Consider the following 26,789-nt stretch of genomic DNA (forward strand, 5'->3'; position numbering starts at 1 on the left):
TCAACCCACCAGCTTCTTGGACAGGGTTTCGAGCAGCTCGTTCCAGGAAGCCTCGAACTTCTCCACGCCCTCCTCCTCCAGGACCCTGACCACGTCGTCGTAGTCGATCCCGGCCTCGCGCAGCGCGGCCATGTGGTTCCAGGCGTCCTGGTAGAAGGGGCGCACCGTGTCGCCGGTCACGTTGGCGTGGTCGGCGACCGCGTCGAGGGTCTTCTCCGGCATGGTGTTGACCGTGCCGGGGACCACGAGCTGGTCGACGTACATGGTGTCGGAGTAGTCGGGGTTCTTCACCCCGGTGGAGGCCCACAGCGGGCGCTGGGCGTGCGCGCCGGCCGCGCGCAGGCGCTGCCAGCGCTCGGAGTTCATGACCTCCTCGAAGGCCGCGTAGGCCAGGCGCGCGTTGGCGACGCCCGCCTTGCCCTTCAGCTCGGGCCTGCCGAGCTTGTCGAGCCGCTTGTCGATCTCGGTGTCGACGCGGCTGACGAAGAAGGAGGCCACCGACTCGATCGCGGCCAGGTTCAGGCCCTTGGCCTGCGCCGCCTCCAGGCCGGCCAGCCAGGCGTCCATGACCTGGCGGTAGCGCTCCAGGGAGAAGATCAGCGTGACGTTGACGCTGATGCCCTCCGAGAGCGCCTGGGTGATGGCGGGCAGCCCCTCGAGCGTGGCGGGGATCTTGATGAACAGGTTGGGCCTGTCCACCAGCCACCACAGGGCGCGCGCCTCGGCGACGGTCTTGTCGGTATCGCGGGCCAGCCGCGGGTCCACCTCCAGCGACACCCGGCCGTCCACGCCGCCCGTGGCGTCGTAGACCGGCCGCAGCACGTCGCAGGCCCAGCGGATGTCGTAGGCGGTGATGGAGCGCACCGCCTCGCCGACGTCGACGCCGCGCACGGCCAGGTCGTGCAGCTGGGTGTCGTAGGCGTCGCCCTTGCTCAGCGCGCCGGCGAAGATCGTCGGGTTGGAGGTGACCCCGACGACGTTCTTCTCGCGGATCAGCTGCTCCAGGTTGCCGGTGAGCAGCCGGTCGCGGCTGATGTCGTCGAGCCAGACGGCCACGCCCTGGCCGGACAGCTTCCTCAGGATCTCGCTCATCTCAGTTTCCCGTCGTCTCGCCTTTGTCGTAACCGAGCTTGGCCAGGCTCGCGTGCGCCGCGGCGGCCACGCGCTCGGCCGTGAGGCCGAACTGCTCATACAGCGTCCGGTACGGCGCGGAGGCGCCGAAGTGCTCCAGGCTGACCACGCAGCCGTGCTCCCCGACGAACTCGCGCCAGCCCAGCGCGACGCCGGCCTCGACGGCGACACGCGCCTTGATCTCGGGCGGCAGCACCGTCTGCTGATATGCGTGGTCCTGCCCGTGGAACCACTCGACACACGGCATCGAGACCACCCGCGTGGGGATGCCCTGCGCCTCGAGCAGGTCGCGGGCGCCCATGGCCAGCTCGACCTCGCTGCCGGTGGCGATGAGGATCACCCTGGGCCGCCCGGTGGAGGCCTCGCGCAGGATGTAGCCGCCCCGGGCCACGCCCTCGGCGCGAGTGCCCTCGTAGACCGGCAGGTTCTGGCGGGTCAGCGCGAGCGCCGCGGGCCGGTCGGTGTGCTCCAGGATCGTCTTCCACGCCGCCGCCGTCTCGTTGGCGTCGGCGGGCCGTACCACGTCCAGGCCGGGGATCGCGCGCAGCGACCACAGGTGCTCGACCGGCTGGTGGGTGGGGCCATCCTCGCCCAGGCCGATGGAATCGTGCGTCCACACGTAGATCACCGGCAGCTTCATCAGGGCCGCGAGTCGTACGGCGGGGCGCATGTAGTCGGAGAACACCAGGAAGGTGCCGCCGTAGGGGCGGGTGCCGCCGTGCAGCGCGATGCCGTTGAGGATGGCGCCCATGGCGTGCTCGCGGATGCCGAAGTGCAGCGTGCGGCCGTAGCGGTGGCCGGGGAACTCCTTGGTCTGGAACTCCTCGGGGATGAAGCTCGGCTCGCCCTTCATCGTGGTGTTGTTGGACTCCGCCAGGTCGGCCGAGCCGCCCCACAGCTCGGGCAGCACCGGGGCCAGCGCGGTGAGCACCTCGCCGGAGGCCTTGCGGGTGGCCATGCTGCCGCCCGGCTCGAAGACGGGCAGCTTGGCGGCCCAGCCGTTGGGAAGCACACGCCTGGAGATACGGTCGAACTCGGCGGCGCGTTCGGGGTTGGCCTGGCGCCACTCGGCGAAGGTCTTGTCCCACTCGATGCGGGCGGCGTGGTTGCGGTCGATGACCTGGCGCGCGTGCTCCAGCACCTCGTCGGGGACGTGGAAGTGCTTGCCGGGGTCCATGCCCAGCACCCGCTTGGTGGCCGCGACCTCCTCGGCGCCCAGGGCCGAGCCGTGGATCTTGCCGGTGTTCTGCTTGTTCGGCGCCGGCCAGCCGATGATCGTGCGCAGCTTGATGAAGGAGGGCCGGTCGGTCTCCGCGCGGGCCGCCTCCAGGGCCGCGTACAGCGCCTCGACGTCCTCGGCGTACTCGCCCGTGGCGGTCCAGTCGACGCTCTGCACGTGCCAGCCGTAGGCCTCGTAGCGCTTGAGCACGTCCTCCGACAGCGCGATCTGCGTGTCGTCCTCGATGGAGATGTGGTTGCTGTCGTACAGGACGATCAGGTTGCCCAGCTTCTGGTGGCCGGCGAGGGAGCTGGCCTCGTGGCTGATGCCCTCCTCGATGTCGCCGTCGCTGACGATGCACCAGATGTGGTGGTCGAACGGGCTCGTGCCGGGGGCGGCGTCGGGGTCGAACAGGCCGCGCTCGCGGCGGGCGGCCATGGCCATGCCGACGGCGTTGGCGATGCCCTGGCCCAGCGGCCCGGTCGTGGTCTCCACCCCGGCCGTGTGACCGTACTCCGGGTGGCCGGGCGTCAGGCTGTCCCACTGGCGCAGGCGCGTGAGATCCTCCAGCGTGAGCCCGTATCCGGCCAGGTAGAGCTGGATGTACAGGGTGAGGCTGGAGTGCCCGCAGGACAGGACGAAACGGTCACGGCCCGCCCACGTCGGATCGGTCGGGTCGTGGCGCATCACCCGCTGGAAAAGCAGATAGGCGGCGGGAGCGAGGCTCATCGCGGTTCCGGGATGGCCGGAGCCCGCCTTCTCAACGGCGTCCATTGCCAGGGCCCGGACCACGTCGACCGCCTTGCGGTCGAGGTCAGTCCACTCCAGGGCCGGCACGAGTTCGGTGCTCAAGTGCTCGATCTCCGCAATCTAGTTGTCGTTAACAGCTGGCAGTTCCCGCCCACACCGGACGATAACCGAGTGGACCTTGGGAGCGATTCCCAACACCCCGTTGACCGGACCGCGCCTGCCGGCGACTACAGTTCTGTTGTTCTGTTCGCAAGGGATCCGCTCAATCAGAGGTTACGCGTTGACTCCGCACACGCTGGAAGCGCCTTGGCGGTGCTGACCAACAGGCAGGCGGCCGCCCCTCCGGGGTCCGCCGCCCCACGCCGGGCTTCCCGGACTGCGGGTGCGGTCATCGGGGCCTACGTCGCGCTGATGAAGCCGCGGGTCATCGAGCTGCTCCTGATCACCACGCTGCCGGTGATGTTCCTGGCGGCAGGCGGCCTGCCGCCGCTGTGGACCTCGCTGTCGGTGATGGTCTTCGGCACGTTGTCGGCGGGCAGCGCCAACGCGCTGAACTGCTACATCGACCGCGACATCGACGTCAAGATGCGCCGCACGCGCCGCCGCCCCCTGGTCAGGCACCAGGTCACGCCGCGGGCGGCGCTCGTCTTCGGCATCGTGCTGGGCGCGCTGTCCACCGCGGGCCTGTGGGTGACGACGAACTGGCTGGCCGCGGCGCTGTCCCTGGGCGCGATCCTGTTCTACATCTTCGTCTACTCGATGCTGCTCAAGCGGCGCACCAAGCAGAACATCGTGTGGGGCGGCATCGCGGGCTGCATGCCGGTGATGATCGGCTGGGCGGGCATCACCGGGCGGCTGGACTGGGCGCCGCTGGTGCTGTTCGGCGTGGTGTTCTTCTGGACGCCGCCGCACACCTGGACGCTGGCGATGCGCTACAAGGAGGACTACGCCGCCGCGGCCGTGCCGATGCTGCCCGTGGTGGCCACCGAGCGGCGCGTGGTGCTGGAGTCCATCGCCTACACCTGGGCGACCGTGCTGTGCTCGCTGCTGCTGTGGCCGGTCGCGGGCACCACGCTGTTCTACCCGGTCGTGGCCGCTGCGCTGGGCGCGGTGTGCCTGTGGGAGGTATACGGCCTGCTGGCCCGGCTCAACGCCGGCAAGACCGGGGTCGCCCTGCGCCCGATGCGATTCTTCCACTGGTCCAACGCCTACCTGGCGCTGCTGTCCCTCGCGGTGGCGATCGACCCCCTGCTCGTGTGAGCTTGCCCCGATCCGGCGCCGCCGTCTATGCTCCAACATATGAATAGCTCTTCAGGTGTTATTGACGAGGTGGACACCTGCGCCGCGAGGGTCGAGGCCACGCGCCCGCACCTGGTCACCCCGGAGGAGGCCACCCGGCTGGCCGAGCTGTTCCGCCTGCTGGGCGACCCCACCCGCGCGCGCCTGCTGTACGCGCTGCTGGAGGCCGGGGAGCTGTGCGTCCACGACCTGGCCGAGGTCGTGGAGGTGACCGACACCGCGGTCTCCCACGCGCTGCGGCTGCTGCGCACGGCCGAGATCGTCGCCAGCCGGCGGGCCGGGCGGATGATCTACTACCGCCTGGCCGACGCCCACGTGCGCATGCTGCTCGACCTCAGCCGCGAGCACCTGCGAGAGGTCCGTCATGGGCGCTGACCACGGGCACGGTCGTCACGGTCACGGGCACGGTCACGGGCACGCCGTGAGCGCCGACGCGGACAGGCGCTACCTGCTGGCCGCGCTGGGCCTCATCGTCGGCTACATGGCGGTCGAGGTCGTCGTCGGCCTGCTGGCCAACTCCATGGCCCTGATCGCCGACGCCGCCCACATGCTGACCGACGCCAGCGCCATCGTCCTGGCCCTGGTGGCCATGCGCATCGCCGCCCGGCCGGCCGGGGGCGCCTACACCTTCGGCTACAAGCGCGCCGAGATCCTGTCCGCCCAGCTCAACGGCGCGACGCTGCTGGTGCTGACGGCGTACTTCACCTACGAGGGCATCGCGCGCATCGTCGACCCGCCCGCGGTCAAGGGCCCGCTCGTGGTGGTCACCGCCCTGAGCGGGGTGGCCGTCAACGCGGCGGCCGCGTGGCTGCTGTCCAGGGCCAACCGGCGCAGCCTCAACATCGAGGGCGCCTTCCAGCACGTCCTGAACGACATGTACGCCTTCATCGCCACCGCGGCCTCCGGCGTGGTGGTGTGGGCGACCGGCTTCACCCAGGCCGACGGCGTCGCCACGCTGGTGGTGGCCGCGCTGATGGCGCTGGCGGGCTGGGGCCTGCTGCGCGACTCCAGCCGCGTGCTGCTGCAGGCGGCGCCCAGCGACCTGGACCCCGACGAGATCGGCCGCGTCCTGGCCGCCGTGCCGGAGGTGGAGGAGGTCCACGACCTGCACGTGTGGACCGTGACCAGCGGCTACCCGACGCTGTCCGCCCACGTGATCGTCAAGGAGGGCTGCGGGACCTGCCACGAGGTACGGCAGCGCCTGGCGGGCCTGCTGCACGACCGGTTCGGCATCGAGCACACCACGCTCCAGGTCGACCACGGCGGCGACAGGCCGGGCGAGGACCTGCACTGCCCCGACCCGCACGGGCCCCGCCACCGGGGTGGCCACTCCCGTGTCGGCACCGACCAGTGATCGCGGCCTCTTGGTAAAGTCACCCTATGACGTCCCGTGATCCACGCTGGGTGTTCAAGGATCGCCCGTCCGTCGCGTTGATCATCGGGTTGGTGCTGACGGGGATCTGCGCGCTGGTGTCGTTCTCCTTCGACGTGATCAACGGCGCGCCGGTGGAGTTCTTCGTCTCGCTGGCCTTGGCGCTGGCCCCGGTCCCGCTGCTGCTGGCCGCCGTGCTGGCGCTGGACCGCATGGAGCCCGAGCCGCGCAGCAACCTCGCCTTCGCCTTCGCCTGGGGAGCGGGCGTGGCGGTCCTGGTCGCGGGCGTCGTGAACTCGCTCAACCTCCGCTACATCATCCACGCCACCGACCTGCCCCCCGACAACGCCCGCAACATCGCCGCCACCTTCGGCGCGCCGCTGGTGGAGGAGACGATGAAGGGCCTGGTGCTGCTGGGCCTGCTGAGGTTCCGCCGGGCCGAGCTCGACGGGCCCACCGACGGCGTCATCTACGCCTCCATGGTCGGCCTCGGCTTCGCCATGAGCGAGAACGTCAGCTACTACATCGCCGCCTTCGACTCCCCGCAGGGCGTCACCGGGCTGGCCGTGACCGTGGTGCTGCGCGGCATCCTGTCGCCGTTCGCCCACCCGCTGTTCACGTCCATGATCGGCGTCGCGGTGGCCTACGCCGCGCCGCGCCCGCCGGGCGAGCGGGCCGCCATCGTGCTGAGCGGCTGGGGCGGCGCCATGCTGCTGCACGGCCTGTGGAACGGCCTGGCCTCCTACGGCGGGGCCGCCGGCCTGGCGGTGGCCTACGTGACGCTGCTCATCGTCATGTGCGTCCTGATCGGCGTGGTGTGGCGCGACCGGCGCCGCATCGTGGAGCTCCTGCTCCGCTACCTGCCGCCCTACCAGCCCACCAAGCTCGTCGACCCGGCCGACATCCACATGCTGTCCTCGCTGTCGCGGCGCAGGCGGGCCCGCCAGTGGGCCAAGGCGTACGGCGGCAGGAAGGGGCTGCGGGCCATGAGCGACTACCAGCTGGCCGCCACCGAGCTGGGGCTGCTCCACGAGCGGGCCGAGCGGCGCATGGTCGACGACCACACCTTCCACGAGGAGCAGCGCGCGCTGCTGGAGTGCATGAGCGCCGCGCGCGCCGAGCTGCCGGCACCGCTGCCGGAGGCCTTCATGGCGATGGGCAGACCGCCCGGCTACGCTCCGCCGCCCGCCTGAGCGACGATCCGCCGCAGCGAGGTCTCCCGGGGGCCGGGGAAGACCGGCGGGGTCCTCAGCACCGCGTCGGCCATGCCCTTGGCGGAGGCGAACACCTCGCGGGCCGCGTAGGCGTAGGTGGGCTCCGGGAAGGCCCTGGCGGAGTCGTCGCCCACGCCGAAGGTCTCCAGCCCCGCCGTACGGCACAGCGCCACGGCCCTGGGCAGGTGGAAGACCTGCGTGACCACGGTCACCCGGTCGGCGCCGAAGACCTGCCGGGCCCGCACGCAGGAGTCCCAGGTGTCGAAGCCCGCGTAGTCCAGGACCATCACCCGGTCGGGCACGCCGCGGCCGCGCAGGTAGTCGCGCATCGCGGTGGGCTCGTCGTAGTTCTTGCGGCTGTTGTCGCCCGACAGCAGCAGCGCCCTCACCTTGCCCGCGTGGTAGAGCTCGGCGGCGATGTCGAGCCGCCTGGCCAGCATCGAGCTGGGGCGCGAGCCGTACACGCCGGCGCCGAGCACGAGCGCGGTGGGGGAGTGGGGCACGCGCGCCGGCCAGCCGTCGGCGCCGGCGACCACGCGGTGGCCGGAGCTGTCGAGCAACACCCAGGCGAGCGGGGTCAGGACGAGCAGGGTGGACACGGCGAGCACCTGATAGGCGCGCCGTAACGCTTTCCTCCGCACGAGATCGGTTATACCGCCTGTTTGGCCGGCACGGGCGCGATGGGGGAGGGGAGCGGGTCGCGCACCCGCAGCGAGGTGACCACGCGCAGCGTGGCGATCCACACCAGCGTGGCGCCCAGGACGTGCAGCAGGACCAGCGCGGCGGGCACGGCCAGGAAGTACTGGACGTAGCCGATGAGGCCCTGGGACAGCTCGACGCCGAGCAGGGCCAGCGCCGCGCGGCGGGCCGGGCGGGGCGCGCCGGTGACGCGCAGGGCGAACAGCAGCGCGAAGGTCAGGCCCACCACGACGTAGGCCACGTCGGCGTGCAGGCGGGCGACGGTCTCGATGTCGAAGGCGAACCGCGTGGCGATCACGTCGCCCGAGTGCGGCCCGGTGCCGGTGACCACGACCCCGGCGACCACCAGCGCGAGCGCGGCGCCCACCAGCACGTGGCCGAGCCTGCGGATGTCGCGGCGCACCACGGCCCGCGCGGGGCCGTCGCCCTCGCTCGCCCTGGCGTACAGCATCCAGGCGGCGGCGATCATGCCGACCGACAGCAGGAAGTGCACGCTCACCGTCACCGGGTTGAGGGCGGTCTTGACCACCAGGCCGCCCCACAGGCCCTGGACCGCGCAGCCGATGGGCTGCAGCCAGGCCAGCCGCACCAGCGACCTGCGGCGCGGGACCAGCCGCAGCGCGGCGATCACGCACGCCGCGGCGACGGCGAGCACGAGGAAGGTGAGCAGCCGGTTGCCGAACTCGATCAGCGTGTTGACCATCGGGATGTCCTCGTGCCTGGCGGGCACGAAGCTGTCGGGCGTGCAGCGCGGCCACGTCGGACAGCCCAGGCCGGAGCCGGTGACGCGGACGGCGGCGCCCGTCACGGTGATGAGCGCGTTGACCACCACGGCGGCCAGGGCCCAGGCCCGCATCGATCGAGGGGTCGGCGTCCAGAAGTTCACCTCTCGATGGTAGGCGGCCCTGCGGCCGGTCCCGCCGCGAGGGTGCGCCAGCTTTGGGTATGTGACATATTACTGGTGGGAGGTGAGCATGGCCGACGTCATCGTCATCGGTGCCGGAGCGGTCGGCGCGGCGTGCGCCTACTACGCGGCCCGCGCCGGCCTCGACGTCACCGTGGTCGACCGCGGCCCGGTCGCGGGCGGCACGACGGGCGCCGGCGAGGGGAACGTCCTGGTCTCCGACAAGGAGCCGGGCCCCGAGCTGGACCTCGCGCTGCTGTCCAACCGGCTGTGGCGCGAGCTGGCCGAGGTCGCCGACTTCGAGTACGAGCCCAAGGGCGGCCTGGTCGTCGCCGAGACGCCCGAGGTGCTCGCCCGGCTCGAGGAGCTGGCCGGCAAGCAGGGCGTCGAGCACACCCGCGTGACGGACCTGCGCGATTATGAGCCCCATCTGGCTCCCGGGCTGGCCGGCGGCGTCCACTACCCCCAGGACGCCCAGGTCCAGCCCATGCTGGCGGCCGCGCGGCTGCTGAAGGCCGCGCGTGAGCGGTACGGCTCGCTGCGGCTGCGCACCGGCGTGACGGTCACCGGCGTGCTCACCTCCTCCGGCCGCGTCACCGGCGTCCGCACGACCGAGGGCGACATCCTGGGCGGCGCCGTCGTCAACGCGGCCGGCACGTGGGGCGGGGAGATCGCCCGGATGGCCGGGGTGGAGCTGCCGATCCTGCCGCGGCGCGGGTTCATCCTGGTGACCGAGCCGCTGCGCGAGCCGCTCGTCCGGCACAAGGTCTACACCGCCGCCTACGTCACCAACGTCGCCAGCGACTCGGCCGGGCTGGAGACCTCGGCCGTGGTCGAGGGCACGCCCGCGGGCACCGTGCTCATCGGCGCGTCACGCGAGCGCGTCGGCTTCGACCGCACCGTCTCCCTGCCCGTGCTGCGGCGGCTGGCCGCCCAGGCGGTCGCCCTGTTCCCCGCGCTGCGCGACGTCCGCGCGATCAGGGCCTACTGCGGCTTCCGCCCGTACTGCCCCGACCACCTGCCGGTCATCGGAGAGGACCCGCGCCTGCCGGGCCTCCACCACGCCTGCGGCCACGAGGGGGCGGGCATAGGCCTGGCCCCGGCCACCGGCCACCTGCTCGCCCAAGTCCTGTCCGGCGAGCGGCCCGACCTGGACCTGACGCCCTTCGACCCGGGGAGGTTCTCGTGAACGACCTGGCCGGCGCCCGGCCCGAGCAGCCCTTCGACATCCTCGTCGACGGCCGCGCGGTGCCCGTCCTGCCGGGGCAGACCATCGGCGCGGCGCTGCACGCCGCCGGCATTCGCGCCTGGCGGACCACGCGGTTCGGCGGCCGGCCGCGCGGCCTGTTCTGCGGCATCGGCGTCTGCTTCGACTGCCTGGTGAGCGTCAACGGCGCCCCCGAGCAGCGCGCGTGCCTGCTCCAGGCCCGGCCCGGGGACGAGGTGCGCACATGAGTGCCTACGACCTGGCCGTGGTGGGCGGCGGGCCCGCCGGCGTGGCGGGCGCCCTGACCGCCGCCCAGGCCGGGCTACGGGTGGCGCTGCTGGACGCCGCGCCCCGCCTGGGCGGGCAGTACTTCCGCCGCCTGCCCGAGACCTTCCACGCCACCCGCGAAGCCGCGCTGCACCACGGCCTGGACCGTTTCCTGCGGCAGAGCCGCGCCCTGCGCTCGCTGGCCGACGTGCTGCTGGAGCACCGGGTGTGGGCGGTGGAACGGCACGGCGGCCTCGGGGACTTCGTCGTGCACGCCGTGGCGGGGGACCGGGAGGAGCGTCCCGTCACGGTGCGGGCCTCGGCCCTGCTGATCGCGACCGGGGCGCACGACCGGCCGCTGCCGTTCCCGGGCTGGGACCTGCCCGGGGTGCTGACGGCGGGCGGGGCCCAGGCGCTGCTGAAGGGCAACCTCGTGGTGGCGGGGCGGCGCGTCGTGGTCGCGGGCACCGGCCCCTTCCCGCTGCCGGTCGCGGCGGGCCTGGCCCGGGCCGGCGCGAGGGTGGTGGAGGTGCTGGAGGCCAACGGGCCGCTGGGGCTGGCGCGCCATCCGGCGCTGGCCGCGTCCAAGCTGGGCGAGGCCGCCGGGTACGCGCTCGCGCTGGCCCGGCACCGCGTGCCGTACCGGGCCCGCCAGGCGGTCGTCGCCGCGCACGGCGACGGGGAGCTGACGCACGTCACGGTGGGGCGGCTGGACCGGGACTGGCGGGTCGTCGCCACGCGCACCGTCGAGTGCGACACGCTCGCCGTGGGGTACGGCTTCGTACCGCAGGTCGAGCTGGCCGTCCAGGCGGGGTGCGCGATGGGGCACGACCTCGACGGCAGCCCGGTCGTCAGCGTGGACGCGGCCCAGCGCACCAGCGTCGCGGGCGTCTACGCCGCCGGGGAGCCCACGGGCGTGGGAGGCGCCGAGCTGGCCGAGGTCGAAGGGCGCATCGCGGGCCACGCCGCGGCGGCCGACCTCCGCTCCGCCGTACACCTGGCCGCCGAGCCGCCCGGCACCGCCGTACACCGGCCCGCCGAGCCGCCCGGCACCCCCGCGCACTGGGCCGCCGGCCCGGCCGGCCTCGCCGTGCCCGAGCCGCTGCTCCGCCGCCGGGCCCGCCTGCGGGCCTTCGCCCAGGCCCTCCACCGGGCCTACCCCGTCCGTCCCGGCTGGCGGGACTGGCTCACCCCCGCCACCCTGGTCTGCCGCTGCGAGGAGGTGCCCTACGAGGCCGTCCGCGAGGCCATGGACCTCGGCGCCACCGACGCCCGCTCCGTCAAGCTCCTGGCCCGCCCCGGCATGGGCTGGTGCCAGGGCAGGATGTGCGGCTACGCCGTCGCCTGCCTGGCCGGGGAGCTTCCGCAAGCCCCCCGGCGCCCGATCGCCCAGCCGATCACGCTCGGCTCCCTTGAGAGGATGACTGATGACCCATCGTGACAAGCCCTGGCGCGGCGTGATGGTCGCCACCGCCCTGCCGCTCCGTCCCGACCTGTCGGTGGACTTCGACCGCTACGCCGGCCACTGCCGCTGGCTGGCCGAGAGCGGCTGCGACGGCGTGGTGCCCAACGGCTCGCTCGGCGAGTACCAGACGCTCACCCCCGAGGAGCGGGCCCGCGTGGTGGAGACCGCCGTGGCCGCCGTCGGCGGCCGGAACGTGATGGCCGGCGTGGGCGCGTACGGCTCGGCCGAGTCGCGCCGCTGGGCCGAGCAGGCCGCAGCGGCCGGATGCGGCTCGGTCCTGCTCCTGCCGCCCAACGCCTACCGGGCCGACGAGCGAGTCGTGATCGAGCACTACCGCGAGGTCGCCAAGGCCGGCCTGCCGATCGTCGCCTACAACAACCCCTACGACACCAAGGTCGACCTCACCCCGGCCCTGCTGGCCAAGCTGTTCGACGAGGGCCTGATCGTCGCGGTGAAGGAGTTCACCGGCGACCCCCGCCGCGCCTATGAGCTGGCCGAGCTCGCCCCGGGCCTGGACCTGCTGATCGGCTCCGACGACGTGCTGCTGGAGCTGGCCATCGCGGGGGCGGCCGGCTGGATCGCCGGCTACCCCAACGCCCTGCCCGCCTCCTGCGTCGAGCTCTACCGGGCCGCCGTGGCCGGCGACCTGGAGACGGCGCTGCCGCTGTACCGCAGGCTGCACCCGCTGCTGCGCTGGGACTCCAAGACCGAGTTCGTCCAGGCCATCAAGCTGTCGATGGACATCGCGGGACGCTACGGCGGCCCCTGCCGCCCGCCGCGGCTGCCGCTGGCGGCCGAGTCCGAGGCCGCCGTGCGCGCCGCCACCGAGAAGGCGCTCGCCGAGGGCCTGCGATGAGGACGAAGCGGGTCTTCCACGCGGTCGACTCCCACACCGAGGGCATGCCGACCCGCGTGATCGTGGGCGGCGTGGGCGTCGTGCCGGGCGCGTCGATGGCCGAGCGGCGCCTGTACTTCCGCGACAACCTCGACCACATCAAGCAGCTGCTGATGAACGAGCCGCGCGGCCACGCCGCCATGAGCGGCGCCGTCCTGCAGCCGCCCACCCGGCCGGACGCCGACTGGGGCGTGATCTTCATCGAGGTCTCCGGCTACCTGCCGATGTGCGGGCACGGCACGATCGGGGTGGCCACGGTGCTGGTCGAGACCGGCATGGTGGAGGTCACCGAGCCGGTCACCACGGTGCGCCTGGAGGTGCCCGCCGGGCTGGTGGAGGCCCACGTCGCCGTCGAGGACGGCCAGGCCGTGTCGGTGACGCTGCGCAACGTGCCGTCCTTCGCCGAGCGGCTCGACGCCTTCGCCGAGGTGCCCGGCTTCGGCCGCATCCGCTACGACCTGGCCTACGGCGGCAACTTCTACGCCATCGTGGACCTGGAGGACTACAAGCTGCCCTTCGACCGGGCCGCCAAGAACGAGATCCTGGCCGCCGGGCTGGCCACGATGGCCGCGATCAACGCCGCCGACGAGCCCGTCCACCCCGAGGACGAGCGGATCAGGGGCTGTCACCACGTCTACTTCAAGGCGCCGGGCTCCACCGCCGAGCACTCCAGGCACGCGATGGCGATCCACCCGGGGTGGTTCGACCGCTCGCCCTGCGGCACCGGCACCAGCGCCCGCATGGCCCAGCTGCACGCGCGCGGCGAGCTGCCGATCGGCCGCGACTTCGTCAACGAGTCGTTCATCGGCACCCGCTTCATCGGCCGCCTGGTGGAGGAGACCAGCGTCGGCGGACGCCCGGCCGTGATCCCGACGATCACCGGCCGGGCGTGGATCACCGGCACGGCGCAGTACTTCCTCGACCCGCGCGACCCCTTCCCCGAAGGGTTCGTCCTATGATCTCGACGGTGGACTACCACACCGGCGGCGAGCCGTTCCGCATCGTCACCGGCGGGGTGCCGCAGATCCCCGGCGCGACGGTGCTGGACCGCAGGAGCAACGCGCCCGCGACGGTGGACCACATCCGGCGGCTGCTGTGCCACGAGCCGCGCGGCCACGCCGACATGTACGGCTGCTTCCTGGTGCCGCCCGACTCCCCGGAGGCGCATCTGGGCGTGCTGTTCTGGCACAAGGACGGCTACTCCACCGCCTGCGGGCACGGCACGATCGCGCTGGGCGCGTACGCCGTCCACGAGGGGCTGGTCGACGCCGCGCCGGACGGCGAGACGGACGTCGTCGCCGACGTGCCCTCCGGCCGTGTCACCGCCCGCGTGCGCTGCGCGGGCGGCAAGGTCACCGCCGTCACCTTCCGCAGCGTGCCGTCGTTCGTGCTGGCCCGCGGCGTGCCGGTGGCCGGGGTCACGGTCGACCTGGCGTACGGCGGAGCCGTCTACGCCGGCCTGCCCGCCTCCGCCCTCGGCCTCACGGTGGCCCCGTCCGACCTGGTGCCGCTGATCGCCGCGGCCCGCGCCGTCAAGGCCGGGCTGGCCGGGCACCCGGCGACCGAGCACCCGGCCGACCCGCGCCTGTCGGGCGTCTACGGCGTGATCTTCTACGACGAGCTCGGCCCCGGCCACCAGCGCAACGTCACGGTCTTCGCCGACGGCGAGGTGGACCGCTCGCCCTGCGGCTCGGGCACCGCCGCACGCCTGGCGCTGCTGCACGAGGACGGGTTCAGGGGGACGCTCGTCCACGACAGCATCGTCGGCAGCCGCTTCCTGGGCACCGTGGCCGAGGTGTCGCCCGAGGGCGTGATACCGGAGATCGAGGGCATGGCCTACCGTACGGGCAGGCACCAGTTCGAGCTGGATCCCGACGACCCGCTGGGGACCGGGTTCACGCTCCGCTGACCCAAGCCCCGGCCGGGGCGGGGAACCGCGCCCCTCGCCCCGGCCGGCTCCACCCGGAGGATCTGATGGACGCCCTGCCGTACCTCGACGCCGACACTCTCGCCGCGCTGGTGCCCCTGTCGCGGGCCGTGGAGGTGCTGGAGCAGGCGTTGCGCGACGGGCTGGACCCGGAGCGGACGCCGCCGCGCGCCGGCGTGCCCGTGCCGGGCGGCGAGCTGCTCATGATGCCCGCGGGCGACGGCCGGTACGCGGGGGTCAAGGTGGTGAGCGTCGCGCCCGCCAACCCGGCCCGCGGCCTGCCGCGCATCCAGGGGACGTACCTGCTGTTCGACGGGGACACCCTGCGCCCTCTCGCGGTGCTGGACGGCATGGCGCTGACGTCCCTGCGCACGCCCGCCGTCTCGGCCGTGGCCGTGTCCCGCCTGGTCGCCCCGCACGCGCGCCGCCTGGTCCTGTTCGGCACGGGCCCGCAGGCCTGGGGCCACCTGGCGGCCATCCGGGCGATCCGCCCGCTGGAGCACGTCACGGTCGTCGGCCGCAACCCCGCCGGCGTCGGCGCGCTGGCCTCGCACTGCCGCCGACTGGGCCTGCGGGCCGAGTCGCTGTACGGCCCCGCCGGCACGGCCACCGGCCAGCCAGCCGACGAGCACGCCGGCAGGGTGGCCGAGGCGGTCGCGCTGGCCGACATCGTGGCCTGTTGCACGACCGCCAGGACCCCGCTGTTCCCCGGTAAGCTCGCCCGCGACGGCGCCGCCGTGGTCGCCGTGGGGTCGCACGAGCCGGACGCCCGCGAGGTCGACGAGGACCTCGTGGCACGGGCCACCGTGGTGGTGGAGTCGAGGGCGGCGGCCCTGGCCGAGGCGGGCGATGTGATCATCCCCGTCCGGAACGGTACGATCACCACTGGTCACCTGGCCGGCAACCTGGCCGACCTGGTGTCCGGCCGCCTCCTGCCGGGCCCGGGCCCCAGGCTGTTCAAGAGCGTGGGGATGGCCTGGGAGGACCTGGTGGTCGCGGCCGCGGCCCACGAGGCGGCGACGGCGCGGCGGCCCGGGTGAAGCCGGGCGGAGGACGAAAGGATGTGCGCGATGCAGGGTCGGCTGGACCTGCCGGCGGTGGGAGAGCGGCAGAGCCTGCGCGAGCAGGTGGCCAACGCCCTGCGCGCGGCCCTCGTCACCGGCGAGATGCGCCCCGGCGTCGTCTACTCCGCGCCGGTGCTCGCGGCCCAGTTCGGCGTCTCGGCCACGCCCGTGCGTGAGGCCATGCTCGACCTGGCGAAGGAGGGCCTGGTCGAGGCGGTGCGCAACAAGGGGTTCCGCGTCACCGAGCTGTCGGATCGCGACCTGGACGAGCTCACCCAGATCCGCGAGCTGATCGAGGTGCCGACCGTGGCGGCGCTCGCCGACCCCGGGCGCGCGGGCGATTTCGACAGGATCAGGCCGATCGCCGAGGAGATCGTCTCTGCCGCAGAAAGGGCGGACCTGCTGGCATATGTCGACGCTGACCTGCGGTTTCACGTGGAACTGCTGAGCCTGTCGGGCAACGCCCACCTCGTGGACGTGGTGCGGGACCTGCGCAACAGGGCGCGTCTGTACGGCCTGTCCCAGCTGGCCGAGCGCGGCACGCTGGCCGACTCCGCCCGCGAGCACCTTCAGCTGCTGGACCTGCTCGTCCAGGGCGACACCGAGGGCTCCCGGCGGCTGATGGCCCAGCACATCGGCAAGGTCCGCGGCGTGTGGGCCAAGCCCGCCTCCTGACGGGCGGGCCGCCTCAGCCGCGGCTCGTCCGGGTCGCGCCCAGGCTGGCCCCGACGATGCACAGCACCGCCACCCACTGCTGCACCCCCAGCATCTCGCCCAGCACCACGAGCCCGATCAGCGCCGCCACGGCGGGCTCCAGGCTCATCAGCACCCCGAAGACGTGCTTGGGCATGCGCCGCAGCGCGTGCAGCTCCAGCGAGTAGGGGATCACCGACGACAGCAGCGCCACGCCCAGCCCGATGAGCAGCACCTCGGGCCGCAGCAGCTCCGCCCCTCCCGTGGTGAGCCCCACCGGGGCGATGAAGACCGCGGCGATCACCATGGCGAAGGTGAGCCCCGTCGTGCCGGGGAAGCGGCTGCCCGCGGCGGCCGACAGCAGGATGTAGGTCGCCCAGCACGCGCCCGCCGCCAGCGCGAACCCGATGCCCGCCCAGCTGACCAGCGCCGACTCGCCCCACGGCGCGGTCAGGGCCACGCCCAGGCCCGCCAGCGTCACCCACAGCAGATCCAGCCGCCGGCGCGAGGCCGCGACCGCCACGCCGAGCGGCCCCAGGAACTCGATGGCCACCGCGATGCCCATCGGCAGCCGGGCGAGCGCCTCGTAGAAGGTGAGGTTCATCACCGCGAGCGTGACGCCGAAGCCCGCGCCGACCGCCCAGTCGCGCCAGGTCAGCCCCCTCATCCTGGGCCTGGCCAGGGCCAGCAGGATCAGCGCGCCCGCCGCGATCCGCAGGAACACGATGGCGCTCGGCGACACCGCGGCGAACAGCTGCTTGGCGAACCCCGCGCCCAGCTGGACCGACAGGATGCCCAGCAGCACCAGGCCGGAGGGCGGGACGGCGTCGGCGGCCGTCTTGAGCAGCGCGCCCACGCGCGGCAGGCCGGACCTGCCGCGGTCGAAGGGACGGTCGAGGGCGTTGACGGTCACGGGATCCTCTCCAAGGGGCAAGCGGAATCCCGAGCTTACCGAGGCCGGCCGACATTCCCGGAGGCCACCCCCGGCCCCTCACTCCCAGCGGAAGGTCCGCGCCGCCAGCCCCAGCGTCAGGACCGCCCACGCCGCCAGGATCCCCAGCGGCGCCAGCGGGAAGGCCCCTTCGGCGAGCACCGCGCGCACCCCGCCGGTCAGCGCGGCGATGGGCAGCGCCTCCAGCACGGGCCGCACGCCCTCGGGAAAGGCCGACAGCGGGAACACCACCCCGCCGCAGCCCAGCAGCACCAGGTAGACCAGGTTGGCCGCCGCCAGCGTGGCCTCCGCCCGCAGGACGCCCGCCATCAGCAGCCCCAGCCCGCTGAAGGCCGCCGTGCCCAGCAGCAGGTACGGCAGCGCCGCCACGACGAGCCCCTCGGGCCGCCACCCCAGCAGGTACGCCACCACGACGATCACCACGACCTGCAGCAGCTCGACGGCCAGCACGGCGAGCGTCTTGGCCAGCATGAGGCCGAAACGCGACAGCGGCGTGGCGCCCAGCCGCTTGAGCACGCCGTACCGGCGCTCGAACCCGGTGGCGATCGCCTGCCCGGTGAACGCGGTCGACATGACGGCCAGCGCCAGCACGCCGGGGGTCAGGAAGTCGACCCGCCGCGCCGCGCCCACGTCGACCAGCGGCGCCAGCGAGAAGCCGACCAGCAGCAGCACCGGGATGATGAGCGTGAGCAGCAGCTGCTCGCCGTTGCGCAGGATGGCCCGCGTCTCGGCCGCCGCCTGGGCCAGGACCATGCGGCGCAGCGGCGCGGCGCCGGGGGCGGGCGTGAAGTCCAGGGTCATCGCAGCTCCCGCCCGGTCAGCTCCAGGAAGACGTCCTCCAGGGTGCGCCGCTCGATGCGCAGGTCGTCGGCGGTGACGCCCTCGGCGGCGCACCAGGCCGTCACGGTGGCCAGCAGCTCGGGGTCGACCTGGCCCTCGATGATGTAGTGCCCGGCGGGCGACTCCTTGGCCGCGCTGCCCACCGGCAGGGCCGTCAGCAGCTCCTCCAGCGCCAGCCCGGGGCGCGCGCGGAAACGCAGCTGCCGCTCGGCGCCGGTGAGCGAGGCGGGGCTGCCCTCGGCGACGACCCGGCCGTGGTCGATGATCACGACGTGGTCGGCCAGGCGCTCGGCCTCGTCCATGTGGTGCGTGGTCAGCACCACCGACACCCCGGCCGCGCGCAGCTCGCCCACCAGGTCCCAGCACGCATGGCGGGCCTGGGGGTCCAGCCCGGCGGTCGGCTCGTCGAGGAAGACCAGCTCGGGGCGGCCGACGACGGCCGCGGCCAGGGACAGGCGCTGCTGCTGCCCGCCCGACAGCCGGCGGTACGGCGTGCGGGCGTGCTCGGCCAGGCCCAGCCGTACCAGAAGGGCCTGGACGTCCAGGGGGCAGGCGTAGAAGCGGGAGACCAGCCGCAGCCACTCCGCGCAGCGCATGGCGGGGGGCACGCCGCCGGACTGCAGCATCACGCCGACGCGGGGCCGCAGCGCCGGGTCGCGGGGATCCCGCCCCAGCACCCGGACCAGGCCCGAGTCGGCCGTGCGGAACCCCTCGCAGATCTCGACGGTCGAGGTCTTGCCCGCGCCGTTGGGGCCCAGGATCGCGGTGACCGCGCCGCGGGAGGCGGACAGGGTCAGCCCGTCGACGGCGGTGAGGCCGCCGTAGCGCTTGACAAGGTCGACGACCTCGACGGCTGGGGATCCCATGGCCACGAGTCTAGGGACCCTGGGGCGCGGTCGGCCCCCAGGGAGCCGCTTCCCCGGTTCCCTCAAGAAGCCGCCAAATCCGCTGACGGCCTTCGGGGGCCGTGAAAGGGTGACATCGACCGAAGGAGGCTGGGATGTCGGTACGCGACGGCTTCGATCCCGGCGTTCCGTGCTGGGTGGACCTGTCCACCACGGACGTCGAGGCGTCGGTGCGCTTCTACGGCGAGCTGTTCGGCTGGGAGGCGGAGTTCTTCCCGCAGCCCGAGGCCGGCGGCTACGGGCAGTTCCGCTCCGGCGGCAAGGTGGTGGCGGGCGTCGGGCCCGTCTACGCCGAGGGCATGCCCTCGGTCTGGAACGTGTACGTGTGCGTCGAGGACGCCGCCGCCTGCGCCGACCGCGTCAAGAACGCGGGCGGGCAGGTCCTGATGGAGCCGATGCAGGTCTTCGACCAGGGCCGGATGGCCGTCTTCCAGGCCGCCGACGGCTCGGCCTTCTCGGTGTGGCAGCCGGGCGCGCACAAGGGCGCCGAGCTGGTCAACGAGCCGGGCGCCTTCTGCTGGGCCGAGCTCGACAGCACCGACGTGGAGGTCGCCGCGCGCTTCTACGGCCAGGTGTTCGGCTGGGAGGTGGAAAGCCACCACGCGGAGGTTCCGGGCGTGGGGCCGTTCGCCTACCACGAGTACCGGAGCCGGGGCCACCCCATCGCGGGCATGGCCGCCATCTCGCCGTTCCATCCGCAGGGCACGCCGTCGCACTGGCTGGCCTACTTCGCCGTGGCCGACCTCGCCGCGACCCACGCCAAGGCCCGCGAGCTGGGCGCGGCGGTCCTGATCGACTCCATGCCCTCGCCGAAGGGCGAGTTCATGCTGTTCCAGGACCCGCAGGGGGCACACGCCTACGCGATCCAGCTCAACGAACCCGCCTAGAAACCGCCTAGAAACATGCGACATGTGGGAATTGCCGTGACCAGATGGATGTTGTGATCCCTCGGCCCTCGTCGGGCCACCTGATCGCCGGCTCGCGAGGGAGAGGGATTCACGCATGTCCGTGGCAGCACAGGCGGCGACCACCGTCAAGGAACCCCTCGCCGGGAGAGCCGGGGGAGAGCGCCGCGGGCTGCTGCTGCTGATCCTCGGCGCGCTGTCGGCCATCGGCCCGCTGTCCATCGACATGTACCTCCCCGCGCTGCCCGCCATCGCCGGGGAGATGCTCACCGGCCCGGCGCAGGTCCAGCTCACGCTCACCGCCTGCCTGGTCGGCGTCTCGGCCGGGCAGGTGCTGGCCGGGCCGATCAGCGACAGCCGGGGCCGCCGGGTGCCGCTGCTGATCGGCGTCGGCGGCTACGCCGTCGCCTCCCTGCTGTGCGCCTTCGCCCCGTCCGTCACCGCGCTGGTCGTCCTGCGGCTGGTCCAGGGCATCATGGGCGGCGCCGCGCTGGTGATCGTCCGCGCCGTGGTGCGCGACCTGTACGACGGGGCCGTCATCGCCCGCATCTTCGCCACGCTCATGATGGTCAGCGGCCTGGCCCCGATCCTGGCTCCGATCGCGGGCGCGCAGCTGCTGGCGTTCACCTCCTGGCGCGGCGTCTTCGTGGCGCTCAGCCTGGCCGGGCTGGTGCTTCTGCTGCTGGTCCTCCCGGGCGTGCGCGAGACCCTGCCGCGACAGGCCCGCGCCCGCGGCGGGCTGCGCGGCACCGCGGCCACCTTCTGGCGGCTGCTGCGCGACCGTTCCTTCATGGCGCCCGCGCTGGCCTGCTCGCTGGCCTTCGCGGGCATGTTCGGCTACATCTCCGGCGGCTCGTTCGTGCTGCAGGACCTGTACGGCGCCACGCCGCAGCAGTACTCCCTCATCTTCGGCGGCAACGCGCTCGGCCTGGTGGTCACCGCCCAGATCGGCGGCAGGCTCGCCGGCCGCGTCAACCCGGCCCGCCTGGTGCTGACCGGGCTGCTGGCCGGCCTGGCCGGCGGCGCGCTGGTGCTGGCCGCCGTGCTGGCCGGATGGGGGCTGGCCGGAGTGGTGGCCGGGCTGTTCGTCCTGCAGTGCGGCGGCGGGCTGGCCCTGCCGGGCGGCGGCGCGCTGGCCCTGGCCAGCCAGCGGCCCCAGGTGGCCGGCAGCGCCTCGGCCTTCCTCGGCGTCATGCAGTTCGCCCTCGCCGGGGCGGCCGCGCCACTGGCGGGCCTGTCGGGCGCCGCCTCCGCCGTCCCCATGGCCGTCGTGATCATCGCTCTGACGGGCGCCGCCCTGATCGCGTTCGTGCTGCTCCGGCGCATTAGGTAAGGCTATCCTGCGTGACGAATTCCATCCCGGCTCCGGTTGGCCACCGGGAAGGAATTACGGCACACTGATGTTGTGAAAAACATGCAGGGGATCGAGCCGGGCGCGGAGCGCAGCACTCGCGCGCGCGTGGCCAGGCTGATCCTCGAGCATGGCCCCATCACGGCCGCCGCGCTCGGCGAGCGGCTCGGGCTCACGCCCGCCGCCGTCCGCCGCCACCTCGACGCGCTGGAGGCCGAGGGGCTGATCGAGCCTCGCTCGATGCGCCCGCGCGGGCAGCGCGGACGTGGGCGGCCGGCCAAGCTGTTCGCCATCACCGACGCGGGGCGCAGTGCCTTCGAGCACGCCTATGACGACCTGGCCGGCAGCGCGCTGCGCTTCCTGGCCGAGCGCATGGGCGAGCAGGCGGTGGCCGACTTCGCCCGCTCCCAGGTCAAGGGCCTGGTGGAGCGGCTGGCGCCGGTCATGGCCGCGGTGCCGGCGGACCGGCGCGTGCAGGTCCTCGCCGAGGCGCTGTCGGCGGAGGGCTACGCCGCCTCGGCCAGCAAGGCCAAGTCCGGCGGCGACCAGCTCTGCCAGCACCACTGCCCGGTGGCGCACGCGGCCGCGGAGTTCCCCCAGCTGTGCGAGGCCGAGACGGAGGCCTTCGCCCAGCTGCTCGGCACGCCGGTGCAACGGCTGGCCACCATCGCCCACGGCGACGGGGTCTGCACCACACACGTAAGCCCGCACGTTCTGAGAGACAAGAGCAAGGAGACCGGAAGGTGACTGTCACCGACCGCCCGGAGCTGGAAGGCCTCGGGAATTACAAGTTCGGCTGGGCCGACCCGGACATCGCCGGAGCGGCGGCGAAGCGCGGGCTGTCCGAGGAGGTCGTCCGTAACATCTCCGCGCTCAAGAACGAGCCGGAGTGGATGCTCGACCTGCGCCTGAAGGGCCTTCGGCTGTTCGAGAAGAAGCCGCTGCCCACGTGGGGCGCCGACCTGTCGGACATCGACTTCGACAACATCAAGTACTTCGTGCGCTCGACCGAGAAGCAGGCCGCCTCCTGGGACGAGCTGCCCGCCGACATCAAGAACACCTACGACAAGCTCGGCATCCCCGAGGCGGAGAAGCAGCGCCTCATCGCGGGCGTGGCCGCGCAGTACGAGTCGGAGGTCGTCTACCACAAGATCCGCGAGGACCTTGAGGAGAAGGGCGTCATCTTCCTCGACACCGACACCGGCCTGAAGGAGCACCCGGAGATCTTCAAGGAGTACTTCGGCTCCGTGATCCCGGTCGGCGACAACAAGTTCGCCGCGCTCAACACCGCCGTGTGGTCGGGCGGCTCGTTCATCTACGTGCCGCCGGGCGTGCACGTCGAGATCCCGCTGCAGGCCTACTTCCGGATCAACACCGAGAACATGGGCCAGTTCGAGCGGACCCTGATCATCGTGGACGAGGGTTCCTACGTCCATTACGTCGAGGGCTGCACCGCGCCGATCTACTCCAGCGACTCGCTGCACTCGGCGGTCGTCGAGATCATCGTGAAGAAGAACGCCCGCTGCCGCTACACGACCATCCAGAACTGGTCCAACAACGTCTACAACCTGGTCACCAAGCGCGCCGTGGCCTACGAGGGCGCGACCATGGAGTGGATCGACGGCAACATCGGCTCCAAGGTCACGATGAAGTACCCGGCCGTCTACCTGATGGGCGAGCACGCCAAGGGCGAGACGCTGTCGGTCGCCTTCGCCGGCTCCGGCCAGCACCAGGACGCCGGCGCCAAGATGGTGCACCTGGCGCCGCACACCTCCTCGACGATCGTGTCCAAGTCGGTGGCGCGCGGCGGCGGCCGCACCTCCTACCGCGGCCTGGTCCAGATCGAGGAGGGCGCCCACCACAGCGCCTCCACCGTCAAGTGCGACGCGCTGCTCGTCGACACGATCAGCCGCTCCGACACCTACCCCTACGTCGACGTCCGCGAGGACGACGTCGCTATGGGCCACGAGGCCACGGTCTCCAAGGTCAGCGAGGACCAGCTGTTCTACCTCATGAGCCGCGGGCTGAACGAGGACGAGGCGATGGCGATGATCGTGCGCGGCTTCGTCGAGCCGATCGCGCGCGAGCTGCCCATGGAGTACGCGCTCGAGCTGAACCGCCTGATCGAGCTGCAGATGGAAGGAGCCGTCGGCTGATGGGCCTGGACACGAAGCCCCTGTCGACCCTGCACGACAAGTCCTCCTACGACCTCGAGGACTTCGAGGTGCCCACCGGGCGCGAGGAGAACTGGCGCTTCACGCCGCTGTCGCGCCTGAAGGGGCTGCACAAGGGCACGGCCGGCCCGGTCGGCGACACAGGCGGCCACGTGGTGGTGCACGTCGACGCAGCTCCCGAGGTGACCGTCGAGACGGTCGGCCGCGACGACCCCCGCCTCGGCAAGTCCTTCGCCCCCACCGACCGGGTCAGCGCCCAGGCGTGGACCAGCTTCGAGAAGGCCACCGTCATCACCGTGCCGCGCGAGGCCGTCGCCTCCAAGCCGACCGTGGTGACGCTGACCGGCTCCGGAGACGGGGCCGCCTACGGCCACTTGCTGGTCAAGGTGGAGCCCATGGCCGAGGCCGTGCTGGTGCTGGAGCACCTGGGCAGCGCCGTCTACGCCGACAACGTCGAGTTCGTCGTCGGCGACGGCGCCACGCTCAAGGTCGTCAGCCTCCAGGACTGGGCCGACGACGCCGTGCACGTCTCCCAGCACCACGCCCGGCTCGGCCGCGACGCCACCTTCCGCAGCTTCGTGGTGACCCTGGGCGGCGACCTGGTACGGCTGTCGCCGAGCGTGTCCTACACCGGCCCGGGCGCCGACGCCGAGCTGCTGGGCGTCTACTTCGCCGACGCCGGCCAGCACCTGGAGCACCGCCTGCTGGTCGACCACACCCACCCCCGCTGCAGGAGCAACGTCGACTACCGCGGCGCGCTGCAGGGCCAGGACGCCCACGCGGTGTGGATCGGCGACGTGATCATCCGGGTGGAGGCCGAGGGCACCGACACCTACGAGCTCAACCGCAACCTCATCCTCACCGACGGCGCCCGCGCCGACTCCGTGCCGAACCTGGAGATCCTCACGGGCGAGGTCGCCGGGGCGGGCCACGCCTCGGCGAGCGGCCGCCTGGACGACGAGCACCTGTTCTACCTGCAGGCCCGCGGCATCCCCTATGAGGAGGCCCGCCGCCTGGTGGTGCGCGGCTTCCTGGGCCAGCTGATCGAGCGGATCGAGGTGCCCGAACTGCGCGAGCGCGTGTTCGCCGAGGTCGAAGCGGAGCTGTCCAAGTGACGTTCGAGAAGATCTGCAAGGTCAGCGACATCCCCGACGAGGGCGTCATCGGCGTCGAGGTCGGGGACACGCCGGTCGCGCTGGTCCGCCGGGGCGAGGAGGTCTTCGCCCTGCACAACGTCTGCTCGCACGCCGAGGTCATGCTGAGCGAGGGCGAGGTGTACGACGGCACCCTGGAGTGCTGGCTGCACGGCTCGTGCTTCGACATCCGCACCGGCAAGCCCACCGGCCCGCCGGCCACCAAGCCCGTCAACGTCTACCGAGTCAAGATCGAAGGCGACGACGTCCTCGTCTCGCTCTCGAAGGAGTAATACGTGTCCACCCTAGAGATCCGTGACCTGCACGTCGCCGTCGAGGACAAGGAGATCCTCCGCGGTGTGAACCTCACCGTGAAGGCCGGCCAGACCCACGCCATCATGGGCCCCAACGGCTCGGGCAAGTCCACGCTCGCCTACGCGATCGCCGGTCACCCCAAGTACACCATCACCGGCGGCCAGGTGCTGCTCGACGGCGAGGACCTGCTGGAGATGTCCGTCGACGAGCGCGCCCGCGCCGGGCTGTTCCTGGCCATGCAGTACCCCGTCGAGGTGCCGGGCGTGAGCGTGTCGAATTTCCTGCGCTCGGCCGTCACCGCCGTCCGCGGCGAGGCGCCCAAGCTGCGCGAGTTCGCCAAGGACCTCAAGGCGGGGATGGAGGCGCTGGCCATCGACCCGTCCTTCGCCCAGCGCAACCTCAACGAGGGCTTCTCCGGCGGTGAGAAGAAGCGGCACGAGATCCTCCAGCTCGAGCTGCTCAAGCCGAAGATCGCCGTGCTCGACGAGACCGACTCCGGCCTCGACGTCGACGCGCTGCGCGTGGTGTCGGAGGGCATCAACCGCTTCCGCGCCAAGGGCGACACCGGCGTCCTGCTGATCACCCACTACACCCGCATCCTGCGCTACGTGAAGCCCGACTTCGTGCACGTCTTCGCCGGCGGCCGGATCGTCGAGGAGGGCGGTCCCGAGCTGGCCGAAAAGCTCGAGGCCGAGGGCTACGCCGCCTACGTCAAGGAAGTCGCGTGACCGATCATGGTCAGCTTCGTGCGAGGGGCGCGGCGGTGGCCGGACTGAGGAGCGAGGGAGCTCGGGACGAGCTTCCCCGCGACGAGGGAAGCCGCCGCCTTGCAGGCGCCCCGAGCCGGGCTCGCGGAGCGAGCCCCATCGACACGGAGAAGGTCCGGGAAGACTTCCCGGTCCTCTCCCGTGAGCTGCCCGGCGGACGTCCGCTGGTCTACCTCGACTCGGGCAACTCCTCCCAGAAGCCCTTCCAGGTCATCGACACCATGCGCGAGCACCTGGCGCGGCACTACGGCAATGTGGGCCGCGCCATGCACGTGCTGGGCAGCGAGTCGACCGAGGCGTACGAGGCCGCCCGCGACAAGGTCGCCGCGTTCATCGGCGCGCCCTCCCGCGACGAGGTCATCTTCACCAAGAACGCCTCCGAGGCGCTCAACCTGGTCGCCTACTCCTTCGGCAACCCCGCCGCCGACGACCCCCGCTTCCGGCTCGGCCCCGGCGACGAGATCGTCATCTCCGAGATGGAGCACCACTCCAACATCGTGCCGTGGCAGATGCTCGTGCAGCGCACCGGCGCGACGCTGAAGTGGTTCGGCGTCACCGACGAGGGGCGGCTCGACCTGGCCGACGGGGTCATCACCGAGCGCACGAAGATCGTCTCGATCGCCCACCAGTCCAACGTGCTCGGCACCGTCAACCCGGTCGCCGAGGTGGTCGCCCTGGCCCGCCGGGCCGGCGCGCTGGTGATGCTCGACGCCTCCCAGTCGGTGCCCCACCACCCGGTCAACGTCGCCGAGCTGGGCGCCGACTTCATCGCCTTCACCGGCCACAAGATGGTCGGCCCCTCCGGCATCGGCGTGCTGTGGGGACGCCGGGAGCTGCTGGAGGCCATGCCGCCGTTCCTCGGCGGCGGCGAGATGATCGAGGCGGTCTGGATGGACCACTCGACCTACGCGCCCGTGCCGCACAAGTTCGAGGCGGGCACGCCGCCCATCGTCGAGGCCATCGGCCTGGGCGCGGCGGTCGACTACCTCAACGGCGTCGGCATGGAGGCCGTCGAGGCGCACGAGCGCGCCCTGACGGCCTACGCCCTGGAGGCGCTCAAGGAGGTGCCGTCCCTGCGGATCATCGGGCCGCAGAGCCCGGAGGGCCGCGGCGCCACCCTGTCCTTCACGCTGGAGGGCATCCACCCGCACGACGTGGGCCAGATCCTCGACGACCGGTTCGGCATCGCCGTACGGGTCGGCCACCACTGCGCCCGCCCGCTGCACCTGCGTTTCGGAATACCCGCGACCACGCGGGCGTCCTTGTACCTGTACAACACCACGGGCGAGATCGACGCCCTGGTGCGCGGCCTCCACCACGTCCAGAAGGTGTTCGCCTGAC

Annotated in this window: 27 protein-coding genes; 20 read left to right on the forward strand and 7 right to left on the reverse strand. The window is 72.6% G+C overall.

Going from position 1 to position 26,789, the window contains the following annotated elements; genetic code table 11:
• Window positions 1-1,092 (reverse strand): transaldolase, encoded by a 1,092-nt coding sequence (tal, locus tag BSB02_RS08850; RefSeq protein WP_084958216.1) that lies wholly within the window; start codon window positions 1,090-1,092, stop codon window positions 1-3.
• Between the two features lies 1 nt (window position 1,093).
• Window positions 1,094-3,124 carry a transketolase gene (tkt, locus tag BSB02_RS08855; protein ID WP_240506309.1) on the reverse strand — a complete coding sequence of 677 codons (2,031 nt, stop codon included), beginning with the start codon at window positions 3,122-3,124 and terminating at the stop codon, window positions 1,094-1,096.
• Between the two features lie 282 nt (window positions 3,125-3,406).
• Here tkt and BSB02_RS08860 point away from each other — a divergent pair, with 282 nt between their 5' ends.
• Genes BSB02_RS08860 through BSB02_RS08875 form a run of 4 tightly spaced genes read left to right on the forward strand, consistent with a single transcriptional unit; the run spans window position 3,407 to window position 6,964 of the window.
• Window positions 3,407-4,360: a heme o synthase gene (locus BSB02_RS08860; protein WP_084958218.1), complete on the forward strand. Its 954-nt coding sequence runs from the start codon at window positions 3,407-3,409 to the stop codon at window positions 4,358-4,360.
• 39 nt (window positions 4,361-4,399) lie between these two features.
• Window positions 4,400-4,774: an ArsR/SmtB family transcription factor gene (locus BSB02_RS08865; RefSeq protein WP_084958219.1), complete on the forward strand. Its 375-nt coding sequence runs from the start codon at window positions 4,400-4,402 to the stop codon at window positions 4,772-4,774.
• A gap of 46 nt (window positions 4,775-4,820) precedes the next feature.
• Entirely contained in the window at window positions 4,821-5,753 is a 933-nt protein-coding gene (locus tag BSB02_RS08870) for a cation diffusion facilitator family transporter (RefSeq protein ID WP_240506287.1), read from the forward strand.
• A 26-nt stretch (window positions 5,754-5,779) separates the two neighbouring features.
• The gene (locus tag BSB02_RS08875) at window positions 5,780-6,964 is read left to right on the forward strand and encodes a PrsW family intramembrane metalloprotease (protein WP_084958221.1); all 1,185 of its coding nucleotides are present in this window, start codon (window positions 5,780-5,782) and stop codon (window positions 6,962-6,964) included.
• Here the strand turns inward: BSB02_RS08875 and BSB02_RS08880 are convergent.
• Complete coding sequence (locus tag BSB02_RS08880; protein WP_206184592.1) at window positions 6,943-7,626, reverse strand: SanA/YdcF family protein; 684 nt, start codon at window positions 7,624-7,626, stop codon at window positions 6,943-6,945. The two genes, BSB02_RS08875 and BSB02_RS08880, sit on opposite strands and share 22 nt — an antisense overlap.
• An 8-nt stretch (window positions 7,627-7,634) precedes the next feature.
• On the reverse strand, window positions 7,635-8,570 hold the full coding sequence (locus tag BSB02_RS08885; protein ID WP_240506288.1) for a COX15/CtaA family protein: 936 nt from the start codon (window positions 8,568-8,570) through the stop codon (window positions 7,635-7,637).
• Between the two features lie 61 nt (window positions 8,571-8,631).
• Between BSB02_RS08885 and BSB02_RS08890 the strand changes: the two genes are divergently transcribed.
• The 8 genes from BSB02_RS08890 (at window position 8,632) to BSB02_RS08925 (ending at window position 16,088) form a co-directional block, all read left to right on the forward strand.
• Window positions 8,632-9,777, forward strand: a complete 1,146-nt coding sequence (locus BSB02_RS08890; RefSeq protein ID WP_240506289.1) for an NAD(P)/FAD-dependent oxidoreductase — start codon at window positions 8,632-8,634, stop codon at window positions 9,775-9,777.
• Complete coding sequence (locus BSB02_RS08895) at window positions 9,774-10,043, forward strand: (2Fe-2S)-binding protein (protein WP_084958225.1); 270 nt, start codon at window positions 9,774-9,776, stop codon at window positions 10,041-10,043. Before BSB02_RS08890 ends, BSB02_RS08895 begins: the two co-directional genes overlap by 4 nt.
• Complete coding sequence (locus BSB02_RS08900; RefSeq protein WP_084958226.1) at window positions 10,040-11,503, forward strand: FAD/NAD(P)-dependent oxidoreductase; 1,464 nt, start codon at window positions 10,040-10,042, stop codon at window positions 11,501-11,503. Before BSB02_RS08895 ends, BSB02_RS08900 begins: the two co-directional genes overlap by 4 nt.
• Window positions 11,490-12,383: a dihydrodipicolinate synthase family protein gene (locus BSB02_RS08905; RefSeq protein ID WP_084958227.1), complete on the forward strand. Its 894-nt coding sequence runs from the start codon at window positions 11,490-11,492 to the stop codon at window positions 12,381-12,383. Before BSB02_RS08900 ends, BSB02_RS08905 begins: the two co-directional genes overlap by 14 nt.
• Entirely contained in the window at window positions 12,380-13,381 is a 1,002-nt protein-coding gene (locus tag BSB02_RS08910; RefSeq protein ID WP_084958228.1) for a proline racemase family protein, read from the forward strand. Before BSB02_RS08905 ends, BSB02_RS08910 begins: the two co-directional genes overlap by 4 nt.
• On the forward strand, window positions 13,378-14,331 hold the full coding sequence (locus tag BSB02_RS08915) for a proline racemase family protein (protein WP_084958229.1): 954 nt from the start codon (window positions 13,378-13,380) through the stop codon (window positions 14,329-14,331). The genes BSB02_RS08910 and BSB02_RS08915 overlap by 4 nt, the downstream gene beginning before the upstream one ends.
• Window positions 14,332-14,396: 65 nt before the next feature.
• Window positions 14,397-15,389, forward strand: a complete 993-nt coding sequence (locus BSB02_RS08920) for an ornithine cyclodeaminase family protein (RefSeq protein ID WP_084958230.1) — start codon at window positions 14,397-14,399, stop codon at window positions 15,387-15,389.
• A gap of 30 nt (window positions 15,390-15,419) precedes the next feature.
• Window positions 15,420-16,088, forward strand: a complete 669-nt coding sequence (locus BSB02_RS08925; RefSeq protein ID WP_143590399.1) for a GntR family transcriptional regulator — start codon at window positions 15,420-15,422, stop codon at window positions 16,086-16,088.
• A 13-nt stretch (window positions 16,089-16,101) separates the two neighbouring features.
• On the opposite strand, the gene BSB02_RS08930 is transcribed toward BSB02_RS08925, so the two are convergent.
• The 3 genes from BSB02_RS08930 to BSB02_RS08940 form a co-directional block, all read right to left on the reverse strand.
• Window positions 16,102-17,019, reverse strand: coding sequence for an EamA family transporter (locus tag BSB02_RS08930; protein ID WP_084958232.1), 918 nt, complete (start codon window positions 17,017-17,019; stop codon window positions 16,102-16,104).
• A gap of 78 nt (window positions 17,020-17,097) precedes the next feature.
• Entirely contained in the window at window positions 17,098-17,859 is a 762-nt protein-coding gene (locus BSB02_RS08935; protein WP_084958233.1) for an ABC transporter permease, read from the reverse strand.
• Window positions 17,856-18,764 carry an ABC transporter ATP-binding protein gene (locus BSB02_RS08940; RefSeq protein WP_084958234.1) on the reverse strand — a complete coding sequence of 303 codons (909 nt, stop codon included), beginning with the start codon at window positions 18,762-18,764 and terminating at the stop codon, window positions 17,856-17,858. Before BSB02_RS08940 ends, BSB02_RS08935 begins: the two co-directional genes overlap by 4 nt.
• 134 nt (window positions 18,765-18,898) lie before the next feature.
• Here BSB02_RS08940 and BSB02_RS08945 point away from each other — a divergent pair, with 134 nt between their 5' ends.
• The 8 genes from BSB02_RS08945 (at window position 18,899) to BSB02_RS08980 (ending at window position 26,788) form a co-directional block, all read left to right on the forward strand.
• The gene (locus BSB02_RS08945) at window positions 18,899-19,690 is read left to right on the forward strand and encodes a VOC family protein (RefSeq protein ID WP_084958235.1); all 792 of its coding nucleotides are present in this window, start codon (window positions 18,899-18,901) and stop codon (window positions 19,688-19,690) included.
• 115 nt (window positions 19,691-19,805) lie between these two features.
• Complete coding sequence (locus BSB02_RS08950; RefSeq protein ID WP_084958236.1) at window positions 19,806-21,041, forward strand: multidrug effflux MFS transporter; 1,236 nt, start codon at window positions 19,806-19,808, stop codon at window positions 21,039-21,041.
• 81 nt (window positions 21,042-21,122) lie between these two features.
• A complete protein-coding gene (locus tag BSB02_RS08955; RefSeq protein WP_084958237.1) occupies window positions 21,123-21,806 on the forward strand; it encodes a helix-turn-helix transcriptional regulator in 684 nt (227 codons plus the stop codon).
• Window positions 21,803-23,215, forward strand: a complete 1,413-nt coding sequence (sufB, locus tag BSB02_RS08960; RefSeq protein WP_084958238.1) for a Fe-S cluster assembly protein SufB — start codon at window positions 21,803-21,805, stop codon at window positions 23,213-23,215. The genes BSB02_RS08955 and sufB overlap by 4 nt, the downstream gene beginning before the upstream one ends.
• Window positions 23,215-24,348 carry a Fe-S cluster assembly protein SufD gene (gene sufD / locus BSB02_RS08965; RefSeq protein WP_084958239.1) on the forward strand — a complete coding sequence of 378 codons (1,134 nt, stop codon included), beginning with the start codon at window positions 23,215-23,217 and terminating at the stop codon, window positions 24,346-24,348. The genes sufB and sufD overlap by 1 nt, the downstream gene beginning before the upstream one ends.
• Entirely contained in the window at window positions 24,345-24,659 is a 315-nt protein-coding gene (locus tag BSB02_RS08970; protein WP_084958240.1) for a Rieske (2Fe-2S) protein, read from the forward strand. The genes sufD and BSB02_RS08970 overlap by 4 nt, the downstream gene beginning before the upstream one ends.
• 3 nt (window positions 24,660-24,662) lie before the next feature.
• On the forward strand, window positions 24,663-25,409 hold the full coding sequence (gene sufC, locus BSB02_RS08975) for a Fe-S cluster assembly ATPase SufC (RefSeq protein ID WP_084958241.1): 747 nt from the start codon (window positions 24,663-24,665) through the stop codon (window positions 25,407-25,409).
• 137 nt (window positions 25,410-25,546) lie between these two features.
• Entirely contained in the window at window positions 25,547-26,788 is a 1,242-nt protein-coding gene (locus BSB02_RS08980; RefSeq protein WP_084958404.1) for a cysteine desulfurase, read from the forward strand.
• The last annotated feature ends 1 nt before the right edge of the window (window position 26,789 follow it).

The sequence above is a fragment of the Thermoactinospora rubra genome (assembly GCF_002093975.1).
Taxonomy (GTDB): Bacteria; Actinomycetota; Actinomycetes; order Streptosporangiales; family Streptosporangiaceae; genus Nonomuraea; species Nonomuraea rubra_A.

Excerpts from the sequence above, each read along its gene's own strand:
- BSB02_RS08925 (WP_143590399.1), top strand. The coding sequence starts at position 15,420 with ATGCAGGGTCGGCTGGACCTGCCGGCGGTGGGAGAGCGGCAGAGCCTG.
- BSB02_RS08915 (WP_084958229.1), top strand. The coding sequence starts at position 13,378 with ATGATCTCGACGGTGGACTACCACACCGGCGGCGAGCCGTTCCGCATC.
- BSB02_RS08865 (WP_084958219.1), top strand. The coding sequence starts at position 4,400 with ATGAATAGCTCTTCAGGTGTTATTGACGAGGTGGACACCTGCGCCGCG.
- BSB02_RS08945 (WP_084958235.1), top strand. The coding sequence starts at position 18,899 with ATGTCGGTACGCGACGGCTTCGATCCCGGCGTTCCGTGCTGGGTGGAC.
- BSB02_RS08955 (WP_084958237.1), top strand. The coding sequence starts at position 21,123 with ATGCAGGGGATCGAGCCGGGCGCGGAGCGCAGCACTCGCGCGCGCGTG.
- BSB02_RS08905 (WP_084958227.1), top strand. The coding sequence starts at position 11,490 with ATGACCCATCGTGACAAGCCCTGGCGCGGCGTGATGGTCGCCACCGCC.
- tkt (WP_240506309.1), bottom strand. The coding sequence starts at position 3,124 with ATGGACGCCGTTGAGAAGGCGGGCTCCGGCCATCCCGGAACCGCGATG.
- BSB02_RS08875 (WP_084958221.1), top strand. The coding sequence starts at position 5,780 with ATGACGTCCCGTGATCCACGCTGGGTGTTCAAGGATCGCCCGTCCGTC.
- sufD (WP_084958239.1), top strand. The coding sequence starts at position 23,215 with ATGGGCCTGGACACGAAGCCCCTGTCGACCCTGCACGACAAGTCCTCC.
- BSB02_RS08910 (WP_084958228.1), top strand. The coding sequence starts at position 12,380 with ATGAGGACGAAGCGGGTCTTCCACGCGGTCGACTCCCACACCGAGGGC.
- BSB02_RS08940 (WP_084958234.1), bottom strand. The coding sequence starts at position 18,764 with ATGGGATCCCCAGCCGTCGAGGTCGTCGACCTTGTCAAGCGCTACGGC.
- BSB02_RS08935 (WP_084958233.1), bottom strand. The coding sequence starts at position 17,859 with ATGACCCTGGACTTCACGCCCGCCCCCGGCGCCGCGCCGCTGCGCCGC.
- BSB02_RS08920 (WP_084958230.1), top strand. The coding sequence starts at position 14,397 with ATGGACGCCCTGCCGTACCTCGACGCCGACACTCTCGCCGCGCTGGTG.
- tal (WP_084958216.1), bottom strand. The coding sequence starts at position 1,092 with ATGAGCGAGATCCTGAGGAAGCTGTCCGGCCAGGGCGTGGCCGTCTGG.
- BSB02_RS08950 (WP_084958236.1), top strand. The coding sequence starts at position 19,806 with ATGTCCGTGGCAGCACAGGCGGCGACCACCGTCAAGGAACCCCTCGCC.
- BSB02_RS08900 (WP_084958226.1), top strand. The coding sequence starts at position 10,040 with ATGAGTGCCTACGACCTGGCCGTGGTGGGCGGCGGGCCCGCCGGCGTG.